The 16,101-nt window shown below is 37.0% G+C and carries 12 protein-coding genes; 4 read left to right on the top strand and 8 right to left on the bottom strand.

The genetic code is table 11. The features are described 5' to 3' along the window. Positions 1 to 221: 221 nt before the first annotated feature. Both gldJ and ABD682_RS06120 read left to right on the top strand, forming a co-directional pair. Positions 222 to 1,913, top strand: a complete 1,692-nt coding sequence (gene gldJ, locus ABD682_RS06125; protein ID WP_344740136.1) for a gliding motility lipoprotein GldJ — start codon at positions 222 to 224, stop codon at positions 1,911 to 1,913. An 82-nt stretch (positions 1,914 to 1,995) separates the two neighbouring features. Continuing rightward, on the top strand, positions 1,996 to 3,276 hold the full coding sequence (locus ABD682_RS06120; RefSeq protein ID WP_344740133.1) for a UDP-N-acetylmuramoyl-tripeptide--D-alanyl-D-alanine ligase: 1,281 nt from the start codon (positions 1,996 to 1,998) through the stop codon (positions 3,274 to 3,276). A gap of 215 nt (positions 3,277 to 3,491) precedes the next feature. Here ABD682_RS06120 and ABD682_RS06115 read toward each other — a convergent pair whose 3' ends face one another. Then, complete coding sequence (locus ABD682_RS06115; RefSeq protein ID WP_344740131.1) at positions 3,492 to 4,262, bottom strand: LuxR C-terminal-related transcriptional regulator; 771 nt, start codon at positions 4,260 to 4,262, stop codon at positions 3,492 to 3,494. A 210-nt stretch (positions 4,263 to 4,472) separates the two neighbouring features. On the opposite strand from ABD682_RS06115, the gene ABD682_RS06110 reads away from it, so the two are divergent. Continuing rightward, on the top strand, positions 4,473 to 4,901 hold the full coding sequence (locus ABD682_RS06110; RefSeq protein WP_344740129.1) for a MarR family winged helix-turn-helix transcriptional regulator: 429 nt from the start codon (positions 4,473 to 4,475) through the stop codon (positions 4,899 to 4,901). Positions 4,902 to 4,938: 37 nt separating this feature from the next. Continuing rightward, a complete protein-coding gene (locus tag ABD682_RS06105) occupies positions 4,939 to 6,522 on the top strand; it encodes an alpha/beta hydrolase-fold protein (protein WP_344740127.1) in 1,584 nt (527 codons plus the stop codon). A gap of 666 nt (positions 6,523 to 7,188) precedes the next feature. On the opposite strand, the gene ABD682_RS06100 is transcribed toward ABD682_RS06105, so the two are convergent. From ABD682_RS06100 to ABD682_RS06070, 7 genes are all read right to left on the bottom strand, one after another. Continuing rightward, complete coding sequence (locus ABD682_RS06100) at positions 7,189 to 8,385, bottom strand: T9SS type A sorting domain-containing protein (protein ID WP_344740125.1); 1,197 nt, start codon at positions 8,383 to 8,385, stop codon at positions 7,189 to 7,191. Between the two features lie 22 nt (positions 8,386 to 8,407). Continuing rightward, positions 8,408 to 9,787, bottom strand: a complete 1,380-nt coding sequence (locus ABD682_RS06095; protein ID WP_344740122.1) for a cellulase family glycosylhydrolase — start codon at positions 9,785 to 9,787, stop codon at positions 8,408 to 8,410. Between the two features lie 16 nt (positions 9,788 to 9,803). Further along, positions 9,804 to 10,148, bottom strand: a complete 345-nt coding sequence (locus ABD682_RS06090; RefSeq protein WP_344740120.1) for a hypothetical protein — start codon at positions 10,146 to 10,148, stop codon at positions 9,804 to 9,806. Between the two features lie 28 nt (positions 10,149 to 10,176). After that, positions 10,177 to 11,922, bottom strand: coding sequence for a Calx-beta domain-containing protein (locus ABD682_RS06085; RefSeq protein WP_344740118.1), 1,746 nt, complete (start codon positions 11,920 to 11,922; stop codon positions 10,177 to 10,179). Positions 11,923 to 12,075: 153 nt separating this feature from the next. After that, complete coding sequence (locus ABD682_RS06080) at positions 12,076 to 13,398, bottom strand: glycoside hydrolase family 5 protein (RefSeq protein ID WP_344740116.1); 1,323 nt, start codon at positions 13,396 to 13,398, stop codon at positions 12,076 to 12,078. Positions 13,399 to 13,529: 131 nt separating this feature from the next. After that, positions 13,530 to 15,221, bottom strand: a complete 1,692-nt coding sequence (locus tag ABD682_RS06075; RefSeq protein ID WP_344740114.1) for a sulfatase-like hydrolase/transferase — start codon at positions 15,219 to 15,221, stop codon at positions 13,530 to 13,532. Beyond that, positions 15,218 to 16,096, bottom strand: a complete 879-nt coding sequence (locus ABD682_RS06070) for an alpha/beta hydrolase (RefSeq protein WP_344740112.1) — start codon at positions 16,094 to 16,096, stop codon at positions 15,218 to 15,220. The genes ABD682_RS06075 and ABD682_RS06070 overlap by 4 nt, the downstream gene beginning before the upstream one ends. Positions 16,097 to 16,101 lie beyond the last annotated feature (5 nt).

Here is a 16,101-nt window from a genome sequence, read left to right as displayed (position 1 = left end):
AAATAATAATATTTGAACAAAAGTAAAGATAATATTTTAGGAAAATTGACGTTTTAATTAGACTAACGGAGTAATAAAACGAATAAAATCATCGACGAAATGCATCAAAAATAGGGTGAAATGCTCTTTTTTTTGGTTAAAATGCATAAAATCACTTGCGTTGTTCGGTTTAATTGTTATATTGCAGCACCAAATAAAATATTTTTAGCTTACTTAAACGTATGGATATGAAAAAAATAGTAACGTACAAGATACTGCTAGTAGCGGCTCTCACGGTAGTTGCAACCAGTTGTAAAAAATCTTCGAGTTCGAGAAATAGTTCCAGAGCTACCGGTTGGGAAATTAATTCCAAAGATGGTGGTTTTCAGTACAATACAGATTTTAAAGAGCAGGAAACTTCTCCTGGTCTTGTATTTATTGAAGGTGGAACATTTACAAAAGGACGTGTTCAAGATGATGTGATGCACGATTGGAACAACACACCAACTCAGCAGCACGTACAATCTTTTTACATGGATGAAACTGAGGTGACCAACGAGATGTACCTCGAGTACCTTGACTGGATCAAACGTGTTTATCCCCCATCAGAAGAAAAATTCAGAGCCATTTATAATGGCGCTTTACCAGATACTTTAGTTTGGAGAAACCGCTTGGGCTATAATGAAGTGATGACGGATAACTATTTGCGTCACCCTGCTTACGGACAATATCCTGTGGTAGGTGTAAGTTGGATTCAAGCTGTAGAGTTTGCAAACTGGCGTTCAGATCGTGTTAACGAATACAACCTTGAAAAGGCAGGTTATTTAAAACGTGATGCCAAGGTTTTGGATGTTAACGCCGAATCTACTTTTAGTACTGATACTTATATCAATGCACCAACTTTAACCTATGGTGGTAATGAAGAAGTATTGAATGGTGATGGTAAAAGCAAACGTTTTACTAGAACGGATGCAGACGGAAACGAAACTAATATTTACGCTACAAGAGCAACCGGAATTATTTCTCCAAAATACAGACTCCCAACAGAAACTGAATGGGAATACGCCGCACTTGGTTTAAGCGAATTAAGAAGTTATAACCTTTATAGAGGTCGTAAAAAATATCCTTGGGAAGGTCAATATACCCGTAATGGTTCCCGTAAATATCGCGGCGACCAATTGGCTAACTTCAAACAAGGAAAAGGTGACTACGGCGGAATCGCAGGTTGGTCTGACGATGGTGCCGATATCACGAACAAGGTGAAATCATACGAGCCTAATGATTACGGATTGTACGATATGGCCGGTAACGTAGCCGAATGGGTCGCTGATGTTTACAGACCTATAGTTGATGGCGAGTACAATGATTTTAACTACTTCCGAGGAAACGTTTACACTAAAAATGCGATTAATGATGATGGTACGGTAAAAGTTGTTGGTGCTGATAATATCCAGTATGATACACTTTCGAACGGGAAAGTGGTAGCCAGAAATTTACCTGGTGAAATCGTTCAAGTACCTGTAGACGAAAATGAGACTTATCTTCGTACTAATTTCGATAGAAGTGACGAAATAAACTTCAGAGATGGCGACAAACGTTCTTCAAGAAATTACCAAAGTTTTGGTGATGATGATGAAAACACCGATGAAGAAGCTCAAACACGAAAAATGTACAACTCTCCAGTAAACAAAATTGAAAGAGATGAGAATGGTAAAATCATCAGAGAATATGATAAGAGTAATACCAGAACCTCTTTAATTAGCGATGAAGTTCGTGTTTACAAAGGGGGCTCATGGAAAGACAGAGCTTATTGGTTAGATCCTGCTCAACGCCGATACTTCCCACAAGATATGGCTACCGATTATATTGGTTTCCGATGTGCGATGTCGCGAGTAGGTTCAAAATCTAAAACGCAAAAGAAAACAAAAAATTAAATACGTTTTTAAGCATAAAAATCAAAAAAGTCCTGACATTAGTTAGGACTTTTTTAATACATTTATTTGTAAAACAAAATCATTGGACACAGCACATCTACACCAGCTTTTTTTAGAATGCCAAGCGGTATCAACCGATACCAGAAAAATTAGTAAAAACGCTATGTTTTTTGCCTTAAAGGGCGAGAACTTCAATGGTAACGCTTACGCGGAAGAGGCCTTAAAACAAGGCGCAAAATTCGCCATTGTAGACGAGGTAGAATTCCAAACATCTGAAAACATTATTTTTGTTAAGGACTGTTTGAAAGCCCTTCAGGAACTGGCAACTTTTCATCGATTTTATTTAAAAACGCCAATAGTTGCTCTAACCGGAAGTAACGGGAAAACGACAACAAAAGAACTTATAAACGCCGTACTTTCTCAGAAATACAAAACCACTGCTACCGTAGGAAACCTAAATAATCACATTGGCGTGCCGCTAACATTGTTATCCATGACCCCGGATACTGAACTGGGTATCGTTGAAATGGGCGCCAACCATCAGAAAGAAATTGAATTTTTATGTAGTATTGCGCAACCCGATTTTGGTTTGATCACCAACTATGGTAAAGCTCATCTTGAAGGTTTTGGCGGCGTTGCAGGCATTATAAAGGGAAAAAGTGAGATGTATGACTATTTAAAATCTCACGAAAAAACCGCTTTTGTTAATGCTGAAGACCCTATCCAAATGGAAAAAACAGAAGGTATAAACCGTTTTACCTTCGGAAATTCAAATCAGGATGTTCCTGTAGATTTTAAGAATGCCAATCCTTTTGTAAGACTGGCTTATAATGGGTTAGAGATCCAAAGCCAACTTATCGGAGATTACAACTTTACTAATATAGCTTTCGCAGTGGCTATGGGGCATTATTTTAAAGTGGATAAGTTGTCTATAAAACATGCCATAGAAAGTTATGTACCATCAAACAATCGCTCTCAAATTAAAATTTTAGGAACAAATAAGATCATTTTGGATGCCTATAATGCTAATCCAACAAGTATGCGCGCTGCGCTTTTAAATCTTAGCCGGCAATCCGGATCTAAAATGGCATTTCTAGGTGATATGTTTGAATTGGGTGAAGATGCGTTGAAAGAGCATCAAAATATTGAAGAACTTGCAAATTCCTTGGATATAGAGGCTATCACTTGTATTGGAAAACATTTTTCAGAGGCTGCTACAACATCAAATAAAATATCTCATTTCAAAACCTTTGAAGCATTCAAGCAAGCTACAGATCTTTCCAATTTAAATCATAAAACCATCCTAATAAAAGGGTCTCGAGGTATGGCCATGGAGCGACTTTTAGATTTACTTCCTGAATAATAAGAAGATATGCTATAAATAAAAAAGTGCCTGAAATTCATCAGACACTTTTTCCGTTTAGATAATCCTCCCTAAGAATTGACTAATAGCTGTTCAAATATCATACAAAAAAGCATACGACGCAATACTCAAAATGAGTATTTTTCAATATTTTTAAATTTTAACATATTGATTTGTCAGGAAATAAGTTAAATAACGGCGTTTTGTTTAACCTTTTATATCAAAAACTGATTTAATTTCATCATACCTATAAGTTCGCCGGTAGAAGAAATGTTCAATTTTTTTAGAATATTTCGGCGGTGTGTGTCCACAGTATTCGGACTAATATTCAGTTTTTCGGCAATTTCTTTACTAGAATAATTTAAAACCAATAAGCGAATCACATCACGTTCTCTGTTACTTATCCCATCAGAAATCAATTTCTGAGAGAAGTTATTGAAATACATCGTATCGTATTCATTATGGGCATTCAAGCGTTTCGCAGAAGCACAAATCTGCAAATTAATATCAGGATGCAATACGGTATAGTGTGCAAGGCCTATGATAGGCTTATTATTTGTATCAAATTCCAGAGGACTTGTATTCTGAATGATATTCACATACTCATCATCAGCATTTTTAAACCTGTAGTTCCATGTGTAGGTCATTTTCTCTCTATCCCCTTCCGGAATTTCATTTAATGTAAATTCCATCAGACTATTTAAGGCTTGCAGCCATTTCTCAAGATCGTCCGGGTGCATCCTACTCCAAAAATAACGCATCCCATGCTCCTCAAAAAGGCTTTTGTCAAGACCTAAACAAGATCGCATGTTCTTACTCACATATTCAAAGGTTAGGTTCTGCGTATTCGTGATGCAGAAAAATGTTGAACTATAAGGCAGATAATCGTCTAATTCAATGATTTTGTTTATGTGATGTTCGAGAGAGGGATTATCGTAAGACTTAAATATTTCATGGTAAGCTGATTTGATATTAATATCATTCATAGCAATTGGTAGTTTGTACGAAAAGTAATAAAAAAAGCTGAATCAAAAAATAATATGTCAAGATACACAAAAATATCGACAGTAAAATCAAGTTTTTATTTTTCGTGTTCTCCTGATTTCCAAATCTTAAAGTGCATATTTTTTGAATAAAATTTGAATAATATTTATTTTTAATTGATATATCAATTACATTTGTATCAAACAAATATTATGAAGACCCCTGCAAAGACCGTTTTCTACACGATCGAAAAAACCATTAAAACCTATAGAAAATTTTCTACCCGAAACTTTTTAAACGTTGTTGACGATATTACGGTCGATCAAAAGTTGATATTGCAATATCTGGATAGTTACCCGAAATTAAGTCAGAAAGAAATAGCTGAAATGGTTTTTAAAGATTCCGCGTCAATTACAAGAATGATCGACCTTATGGTGAATAAAAATTTCCTGAAGAGAACAATAAATAAGGACGACCGTAGAAGATTCAAAATTGAACTCACTACGAAAGGAAAAACAATATTATCAAAATTAGAACCTGTAATAAAGACCAACCGCGAAGCGGCATTTTCTGGAATTCCAGAAGAAGAATTGGAACAACTAAATAAAACCCTGAATAAAATTTTAGCAAATATCTCCTAACTACCAACACTTTTCAAAATTCAAACAAAGTAATATTATGAAAAAAGCCATCCTGATTATAAGTTTTTTCCTTTTAGGAATCATTCAGGCAATTTCTCAAAACAATGAACAAATTACAATCGGAACGAAACACACACTTCATTCAAAAATTTTAAATGAAAATAGACCATTTTTGGTGAGCCTTCCCGAAGGCTACAATGATAAAAACTCATCCTATAAAAGATATCCGGTACTTATTGTTCTCGACGGAAATATACATTTTCAATCCATAAGCGGCATGGTGAATTATATGAGCTCGGGTTATAACGGAAATTTGAAAATCCCTGAGATGATCATAGTCGCCATAGAGAATATCAACCGAAGACGAGATTTCACACCAGATAAAATCATTACAACACGAAAAAATGACTCCGGGGGTGGCGAAAGGTTTTTAAGCTTTCTAGAAAATGAACTCATCCCTTTCCTGGATGAGAACTACAGGACTGAACCATACAGAATTCTATTCGGGCATTCTCTCGGAGGGTTATTAGCTGCGCATACCTATATGAAAGAACACACTCTTTTTAATGCATTTCTTGCTGTGGATCCCAGCTTTGGCGCCTGGGATGCTACTACCATGGATAATAAATTAGCTACTGTTACCGACAATTCTTTTGAGCGGTTTATTTACATAGCTACTGCTAACTGGGGAAAACGAAATTTTAGAAATCGCGATAGGCATGTGCGGTTCTATGAAGCCCTAAACAGTAAATGTAAGAATGAGTTTCCTGGTAAATTAGAATACTTTGAAAATGAAAATCACGGTTCCGTTCCACCCCTTGCTTTTTATCATGGCATTTCAGCCTTGTTTGATGGTTATGGGGTTTACTACCGTGATGTAAAAAACACGAAGCAACTTGAGCAACATTTTCAAACCTTGTCGGATCGGCTTTCATGGAATGTTAATCCTCCTGAAGCTCTTGTAAATCGCATAGGCTACACGATGCTAAGAAGCAATGATCAAAACAAAAAGTCAGAAGCCTTAGCTTTCTTTATTATGAATACTAAAAACTATCCAAAATCATTCAATGCTTTTGATAGTTTAGCAGAGGCCTATGATCATTTGGGCAATATAGAAAACGCCATAAAAAATTATGAAAAATCTCTTGCTCATAATCCCAACAATGAAAACGCAAAAACCAAAATAAAAATCCTCAGAGAGGATCTAAAAAACTCGAAGCAGACAAAAAGTTATTTACCAAATCAAAACCCAATAAAAACCATAAAAATGTCAAACTCAAAACCGTTAATTAAACCAGGCCTCTGGCAATCTATGGGTAAAAATCCGTTTTGGATAAATGTTGTAGAAAATAATGTTTTTTGGCTTGGGATGAATCAAAAGACCGATGATGTAAATCTAGGTGAAAACTGGTGCCATGTTGGCCTCGGAAAAATAAAAGACGATACATTAGAACTGACATGGGCGGATATTCCTGCAGGAAAAGATCAATTAAATGGAAAAATAACCGTGGAAATAATCAACGAAACACATATGAAAGTTATCCAAGATTCAGGTAATTTTGGTAAATCAGAATGGCATTGGGTTGCTCTCAATAAATCGTTTTCTGAGGTAAACTTATAGATAAAGGTCTTTAATTCATTAATAAAACCAAACCATAAAAGCTCTTAAGTATACGTGAGAGATATTATCCTTTATCTGAATTTGTTACCCTGAACTTGTTTCAGGGTCTATCTGATTTAGAGCTTAGATGCTGAAACAAGTTCAGCATGACAAAATTTAGTAAGGTCCGAGAGGTTTGTATTGGTACAACAGAAAGCGTAATGCTTTAAAAAAGTTCAAATAAAAAAATGCTCAAGTAAACTCCATATCTATTATCCTCTGATTGGTGCTGTCACCCTGAACTCGTTTCAGGGTCTATCTGATGTAGAACTTAGATGCTGAAACAAGTTCAGCATGACAAATTTTAGAAACGTCGGAGAGTTTTGCTAAAGCATATCAATAAGCGTACTGCTTAAAAAATAGTGTAAAAAAAACGCTCGAGTAAACTCCATATCTATTATCCTCCGATTAATGCTGTCACCCTGAACTTGTTTCAGGGTCTATCGGATTTAGAGCTTAGATACTGAAACAAGTTCAGCATGACACAGTTTAGAAAGGTCTGGGGAATTTAATTACGTCGAAGTTTAGAATGCTTTACAAAGCAAAAATTAAAAAACCTGTTAGCCATGAACTAACAGGTTTTTTTCAGTTGTAACGCTATTAATCATTACAAAGGGAGGTTGAACTTTATTGCTTTACAAGCTTACGAATACCGTTTTTATTGTCACGGGTTTGTAAGTGTACGAGATATATTCCGGTGGTCAATTGAGAAACGTTCATTCTTTTATCACTTAAAGTGGATGAAGTCATCACCACTTTACCGGTGATATCATAAATTTTAATAGTTGAAATTTCATCTTTAGTTTGAAAGTTCAGAACATTTCGAGCCGGATTAGGGTACATACTAAATGTTGCTGTATTAAATTCTCGATTTGCAAGTGTATTATCCGCTACGATGGAATTGAATTCAACCGTTCCGGAATCATTAGCCTGCCCGGGATTAGCGGAAATGGTTGAACCAATACCTATAGTAAACGTCTGATTACCGGTCCATTCAGGATCAGTTCCGGCATCAGAAAGATCAAAAGTATAGGTTTGGTCCGATGCATCGCTGGTACTCATGGTCATTGTTCTGGTATTCGTACCATAAATAAATCTAAGTTGATCATTTGTTGCTGAATTATTTTTCAAAGTTATGTGTACATACTTATGTGTATCGGCATTAATATGATGTAAAGTTTGCTCAATTTTGGCATATTTACCAGGATCAGGAGTAAACGTTAATATACCTCCTGCAGGGCCTGAAATACTTCCGTTAGTAGCCACAAACCCTTCAGTATCGTTATCTGTATCAAACGTATAAGTTTCTCTCAAAGTGGTTGGTATAGAGGAAATAAATTCAATTTTATCGATATTAACCGTTACTCCTCCAACCGGAACCGTATAGGTAGCATTACCAGCTGCTTTAAAATGAACCTGAATATCATCTTCCGTAGCGGTATCGCCCCACTCCGAATTGGTTAAATCAAAATAATAGGTAACATATCCTGAATCACCGGCTGTAATATCTTGTTGTTGATAAACGCGACCACCGGCAGCTTTTGGATAAGAAATTCTCAAGAATGTTGGTCCGTTAGCACTCAGATTTTGTAAGGTTACCGCACAAATGGTGTTCGTAACACCATCTACGCCTGCCGTGGTACTTCCGAATTTAGGGTTATTAACACCTTCGGTTAAGTCGACAGCCACAAAGGTAGCATTCGGGGTTAATGTTGCACCTGTAGTAACTGCATCCCAACCATCGGAAGAGCTAGTAAAATCAAAGGTTTGGGAAAATCCAAACAAGGGGATTAAGATTAAAGTTAATAGCGTAATTTTTCTCATGATTTTAGTGTTTAGTTTTGAATTAATTAATTAGTAATTTTTTACAATTGGTTTCACCGTTTTTGAATAAGACCTTAACCAGATATATCCCGGATTTTAGATCTGAAACATCAATAGTTCTTGAGTTTTCCGTAGAGAACAACTGACCTAAACTACTGATTAGGTGAATATTTGAAATAGTTCTGTGAGTTTGAATATTTACGACACTTGTCGCTGGATTTGGGAATAATTGAAAATCTTTTTTTGATTTTACTTGATCGACACCTAGCGTACCATTGCCTAAGATGGCATTTTTAACGTCTTCCACCCAGCTCCTGTCTGAAACTTTGTAAATGGTTTTATTAGATTTTTCACCGGCATCCCAGGCTGTAAAACTGAATCCCCTACTTATAGCAGCATCTGCAACATATTCATGATACAATACTCTGGAGGTATTATCAGGGCCGCCATAACCACCACAAGTATTATTTACATAATCATAACCACAATAGTTGTCGGCACCAAACTCCCCTAAAAAAACGGGAATGTTATTCGTTTGAGACCAATTTAAAACAGTATCAAAATGACTATCCACATTGGCTTTATCAGCATCAGTTCCCCAGTTATAATCAGAATATTGTTGTTTTGAGGAACTTGTAAATTTAAATGGTACGTAATAATGAAATGTTGCAATTAAATGCACATCACTTGAAATGAGTGAACTCGATATTTGTAATGGGGCCTGCCAGGAATTCGCCCCACCACCGGTAATGATCACATTTCGTGTGGGATTGGTTTGCCTGATGATACTTAAAATATTAGTATTTACATTATCTACCTGAGAAGCGGACATATTAAAATAAGGCTCATTCATAATTTCGAATAATAAATTCTCAGATTTTAATTGAAAACGATCCGAAATAGCGGTCCATATCGCACGAAATCGGTCTTCAGCCGCAAGAAGGTCATTTCCTGTTTTATATTCTGGACTTGTAGCGTCGTAACTTTCCCAATACCATTTATCGCCATGTACATCAATAATTGCTACTAAACCTCTGGTTAATGCCCAATCTGTAACTTGTTCTACACGATCTAAAAATGTAGGGTCCACGGTATAATCATTAGGGCTCCCTATATAGTTATTACTCGAATCTGTATAGGTAACATCTGCCAATGCCGTGGTGTGCTTATCAAATCGAATTGGTATTCTTACCGTCGAAAAACCTTCGTTCAAAACATCATCAAAATAGGTTTCTTCCACAGCAGGTGCCCAGTTACCCTCATAAGGTGCACTTAGAACATTTCCCAAATTAATACCTCTGCCCATTTTTGCAACCATTTCCTGTGGGGTCGCCTGGCCAATACTTTGCCCGGAAAATAAAACGAAAAGAAATATCGTAATGGGAAATATTAAGTGCTTCATTATTAACTACTAACCATCATTTCTTTTTAACCTTATCTTTTCCTTCACGGCGCGCTTTCTTCTGTTTCTTGGTTAGAACTTCAGAATACATCTGCTTGAAGTACTTTTTGTTTACAGCCTTTATAGCTTCTTTATCAGCATTACTTTTGCGTAAGCCTCTTACCTCTTCAAGGCGCTTCATTTCCAATTCCGTTATTTGCGCCATTTGATCGTCTGTCAAGGCCTGAGATTTATCCCCGGCAACAATCTCCATATTTAATTTGTTTGCGCGTTCAGAAGCTTTCTCCTTCATTTTTGATTGAGCGGATACACTTAGGGAAAATCCAATAATCAGTAAAATTGCTGTTATTATTCGTTTCATTTTTGTTTCAGTTTTTTTTGGTTATTAATTATTGAGCGATGGCTTTCACATTATCAAAGCGCCATCTGGTTCTGTAAAAATCAAAATCAATGGTTTGGGTAACACGCATCGCGATATAAAAATCACCCGTTGCGTTAACAGTAAAGGTTTCTCTTTTATAGGTATTATTACCATAACCCTCACCATCCATACTTGCTACCGTTTCAGAACCAAGAACCGTCCAATCACTTTCGTTAAAAGTGCCTGAACCATCATAGGTTTGCGACCAATAAATTGTAGCCTCACCTGAGTTCTGATTTTTGAAAGCGTAGGATACATCAACAGAAATATCAATCGTTCCTCTTCCTGTTTGAACGGGTGTTACAACCACATTATCAATCAGTCCGAAATCAGCAGCAACCTGATTACTGTTATAAAACAGGTTCAATCCGTTATCTGAAGTTGCAGTTACGTCATTGACGTCACTAAACGAACCGGAATTGGTAATCAAATCAATTTGTTTGTTAGAAATATCCTGTGTTGGTAATATGATGTTTTGGAAACCTAGCACATCATTTAAATAAGTATTGGAACCATCGTTGGATTCAAAGGTTTCAACATAACTATAGGCGCTTGGATCCGGATCATTTTCTACAATGGTCGTGTTATACTGAATTAATGTCGAACCAAGATTTAATCCTCCTGAGGCATTGGTCATATCCAAAGTGAAGGCTTCATCACCTTCAAAGGTCGTATCATCAATAATTACCAGGTCTAGTGAAGCGGAGGATGAACCTGCGGGGATCATCAAATTATAAGGACTTGTGGTATCACCATTAAAGCTATAGTCATCTCCTACAGTAGCTGTGCCTGATGCCGTTATCTCAATCGTAGCATCTGCTGTAGTTGTTCCGGAAATATCAAAATTAAGGGTTACCGTACCTGCTCCTTCATCAATGGTTACAGGATTGGATGCATTAAAATCGATCGTAGGATTTGGTGCTTCGTCATCATTCACAATGGTTATTGTAGTTTCCGGAGTTGTTCCAATCGCAAGTCCGCCGGAAACATCTGTAATCGTAAAAATGATGTTTTTATCCACTGCGTATTCCGAATTATCGATAGGTTGCACATTAATACTGGCCGTTGTAGCTCCTGCCGGAACATTAATAGTCATTGTTGCACTAGTCTGTCCTTCAACCGTATAATCAGTACCGTAAACAGCATCCCCTGTGGCTTCAATAGTAATTATTCCACCATTTGTTGATTCCTGATCAAAAGGCATATTTATGGTTGTGCTCGATGCATCATTTTCCTGAATACTACCTGAATCACTTTCAAAACCAACAAGGGCTACAAGGGGATCGTCATTATCCAGGATGGTAAATGAGATCGTCAAATTTTCGCCTAATTCTATACCACCCGTAGCATCGGTTAAGGTAATAGTTAAAGTTTTGTTGTCTTCAATCAGATCATCATCAACAGGTTGAATAGAGAAAGTTTCCAACAAGCTGTTTGCATCTACCTCAAGATCAAACGACGCACTACCTGCGCTAGTTTCAAAATCGGTTCCGTATTCTCCACCGGTAACGGACACTGAAATGGTTCCTGCAGCATGATTGTAGGCGTCGATACCGATGTTAATTCCTAAAGCAGTAGTGGCGTTTTCTACTTCAGTGATTTCTTTTAATGAAAAATTTGCCACACCAGTTCCATTCGCCTGAACTTCATCTTTTGCACAGGTAAAATAAAGCGCAGACAATAGGATGGTGATTATGATTAGTTTTAGTTTCATGAAATATATAGTTTACTTAGTTTCTGTAAATGTCATGAAAATCACTTATTTAGAGGTTCGAAAATTGTCAGATAGAGTTTATTTTAAGTAAATTATTAACAAAAAAGCATTTTTACAGGCTATTTTTTATCAATAATGCTTTTTTATAAAATTCTAGTTATAAGAATGTAGATTAACAACTTTAATAGAACCGATGGTTCCTGTCAAGCCTTTTGAAGTTGTGGTGTAAGTCATTTTCGTTCCTCCAAAATTATCTTCGGTATACAATTCAACTTTAAAATCGAAGGGTACCATAATAGACTTAATATTGTCTTGATTTATTCCAATGCTTTGTAGATCTGAAAGGGTATAATTTCCTTCAGATAATCTGAAAGCATTTCCGGCGTAATTATCACCATCGTACAGTCCAATGGCGTCTGGATCTAATATAACATCACGAACCGGAATTCCCGCGGCGTCAGGAGTTTCTGTAAACCAAACATTATTGGCATAATCGTAATATTTGTTACCGGCATTTACAGACCATGGAATGTTATAAGCATCAAGAGATCTGGTCATGAAAGATGCAAAAGCCACTTGAGCTGGGATATCAAAATCATTACCTTTATTATAGTTTCCGGCCATCCAGGCGCCCACCCAGGTTACATAGCCTGTTTGTTGCATCCAGTTCACAGCCGTATTAATAGGATCCGTAATATTCGCACGCTCCTGAGCTGTAGATCCGTCATTCCAATATTTTTTGTTAGTAGAATCTTTGGTTGGTCCAGCTGCGTAAAAATGCCATTCTACCATGGTGTACTTATCTTTTGGCAATTGCAGGTATTGCAAATAATCAGGATTCGATAAATTTACAGGCGGGAAAATAACGATACGTTTTGGATTGCTTTCCCGAATGGCTGAAAGCGCAGAAGCGTAAAAGTCATTTATGGCTGTGTAATTCTTTTTGTACGTGCCTGAAATTTCAACCATGATATTAAAGGTTAAGTTTTCAGAATAATCTTTGAATTCCAAAGCCAGTTTTCGCCACCAAGTAGTAAGGTGGTCTTTAGCATCTGCATCACTGGTGGCTGTATCTTCAATATAATGGCCTTGATATGCTATAATGGGATAAATATTGTGAGCCAAACAAAAATCGACCTGCCCTTTTAACATAGAAATAAAATCAGGTCCAAGATCTTCATCCTGAACACGAATTCTAACATTGGTAAATCCGGCCTCATGAAAATCGATTACGACTTGTTCATTGAACAAGTCCATGTATTTTGAGAATTCTGCCCAGGTTACATCGAATCCTTTACCTAACTGAGCCACATAATCAACTGGTAGTAAGCCAGAGCCTTTAGTCGCACCCGGACCTTTTAAGGTGTCATTTTGAGTTGGATTAGTATTTGACGTAATTAAATCTGAGGATCCCTTTTCACAAGACAGAAAAAGAATACAAATAAAAAATACGGTAAATAGTGGTTTAAGTTTCATGGTGTATTTAGTTAAATTGGTTTTGGTAAAACTCTCAAAAAACACACCGATAGAGGGTATTAAAATTGTCAGAATGGGTCTACTTTCGGTCCAGGCACAATCTTACTCCCTTTAATACTGGTTGTATTCCATTATATTTTTTTGGTTATGATACCACTTTCCTTGTAACCAATACGTTGTGCCATGGTGTAAATGTATTTACCTTTTTCTACTGAAATAGGTTTCGTGTAAAGTTGCCAGTGACTATTGAAATCAAATTTTTTATCAGGACCGTCGGATATGATGTAAGCAATGGAAGCCCCTTCTGTGGCACATTCAATTGCCAACTTACCGTTATCATACAAGATGTTTGGATCCTCTGTTGAGGGTTGTTTAAAACCGGGCCACATGATATCGATCAATTCGGTTTCCGGCATCTGCCCCATATCGGCATAACCTTCGTAATGATCTCTAAAAGCCGTTCGCATTTGACCTAAAACCTCAGCATACTTTGGATCGTCTGCAAGATTGTTAAGATTGAAGGGATCATTGTTACAATCATAAAGTTCTTCCTTGGTTTTGGTTTCAAACCAGCTTTGCTGTACGTCGTTGAGCTTTCCTTCTTTTTCAAGTTTAAGAAAATTAGACATCATCGGAATTTGTTTTCTATAGCTGATATCTTTGTATTTAGGCAATTCCGGGAAGAAATTTCGCAAGTATAAAAATTGTTTATTTCGAACCGAACGGATGCGGTCTGAGTATTCATCAAAACGATCTGAACTACCAAACACATAATCGCGCTTTTGCGCATCGTATTTTCCCCGAAACGCCTTTCCTTCCATATATTCCGGTGGTTTCACTCCTGCGAGGCTGAGTACTGTTGCACCCAGATCAACATAAGAGATCAACCGATCGGTTCTCCCCTTGGTTTTACTGTTAATGTCCTTAATTAAAAATGGTGTTTTCAGCCCGGAATCATAGATCTCACGTTTTTCTCGCGGTAGAGGCCCACCATGATCGCTGTAAAAGAATACAATGGTATTGTCGTACAAGCCATCCTCTTTTAATTGTTTTAAAATGGCTCCAACCTTGGCATCCATAAGTTCGATATTGCTGTAATTTCTCGCTACCATATGCTTTGACGCCGCATTATCGGGAAAATAAGGTGGCACATAAACACTGTCTGGATTTACCGTAAGTGGTAAATTTTCATGTTTCCAAAGTTTACTTTCATGGGTATCATCAATATTGAAAACCGAAAAGAACGGTTTTCCTTCAGGACGGTTTCGCCAGTGCGCTTTTCTGTTATTTTCATCCCAGGCGGTCACAGGAGCTGCAAATTGATAATCTGTTTTTTGATTATTGGTACAATAGTAGCCATCGGCTCTCAAATATTCCGTAAAACATTTTACTTCGGCAGGAATAACTGCAGAATATTGCCGGATAGGTTCTCCGGTGATATCATTTCGACCCAGTTCCTCTTTGGTCTTATAACTTCGATTTCCCCAGGATTGCACGTCTTGTCCGGTTCTCATGTGCATGGTTCCTATGGTTGTTGGATACATGCTCGTTATAATTGAAGACCTACAAGGTGCGCAAACACCAACAGTAGCAAAAGCATTATCATACACAACACTTTCCTTAGCCAGTTTATCAAGATTGGGCGTTTTCGCAGTTGAATCTCCATAAAATGATAAAGTCGGACTAATATCCTCACACACGATCCAGAGGATATTTGGTTTTTCTACCTGTTCTTTATTTTCAGATTTCTGAATTTTCTCTTGACATCCTACCAACAAAGACATTACTAAAATGAATATCAGGGTGTAGCTTATATTTTTCATGATTTTATCTTTTTATTGATTTTGTCAGCATCATTTATGGTGGATTTACCATCAATATAACCCAGAGTTTTTAGGAAATTATCCGTTTTTCTTAAAGTGTCTTCAAAATAAGGTTTCCTATGGAAAAAAGCATGCTCCGCGCCTTGATACAAATACAAATCACAACGACTACCAACAGCTTTCATTTTTTTCTCATAGTCTCTGGAAGAGGCTACAGGTGTTGTTTTGTCGTTTTTGCCAAAAAAAACAATGGTGGGCGGAGCACCTTTAGTAATGTTGTGCAAAGGAGAAATTTCCAAATAACGCCCTTTCATTTTTCGATAACCATAGCCATTCTTACTATTATCATAAACCGGATTAAATAACACCAAAGCATTTGGTTTAGAGCTAATATTTAAATCTTCATTCGCTCCCTCTAAACCTCCAATATTACCGCAAACGGCTGCTAAATGCCCTCCGGCTGACCCTCCTCCTGCCGCTATTTTATTTGGATTAATATGCAAAGCATCTGCATGTGCTCTAAGATAGCGTATCGCAGATTTTGCATCCGCTACGGCTTCAAAAGGAGACGTGCCGTGGACATTAAAAATCCGATAATCCGCAGAAAAAGTAATCATACCTCTTGACGCTAAATATCTGCATTGTCTTTTAAAGGCCTTATAACTGCCACTGTTCCAACCGCCACCATGAAAAAAAACAATACTGTTATATGTTTTATTAGAATCGTAATCCGTGGGCTTGTACATGTGCAATTTCAGGGCAATAGTGTCTATTGTTTTATAAGTGATAACTTCCGGATCTATATTGGGAATATAGGACTGTGCCTGAAGCAAGAAGCCTAAAAAGAATATAAAACCGAACCCAGTAAGTTTCATAATCC

It is taken from the genome of Gaetbulibacter aestuarii, from assembly GCF_039537665.1.
In the GTDB taxonomy this organism is placed as follows: domain Bacteria; phylum Bacteroidota; class Bacteroidia; order Flavobacteriales; family Flavobacteriaceae; genus Gaetbulibacter_A; species Gaetbulibacter_A aestuarii.
Note: the sequence above shows the minus strand (reverse complement) of the source record. Positions and strands in the feature narration are given on the sequence as shown.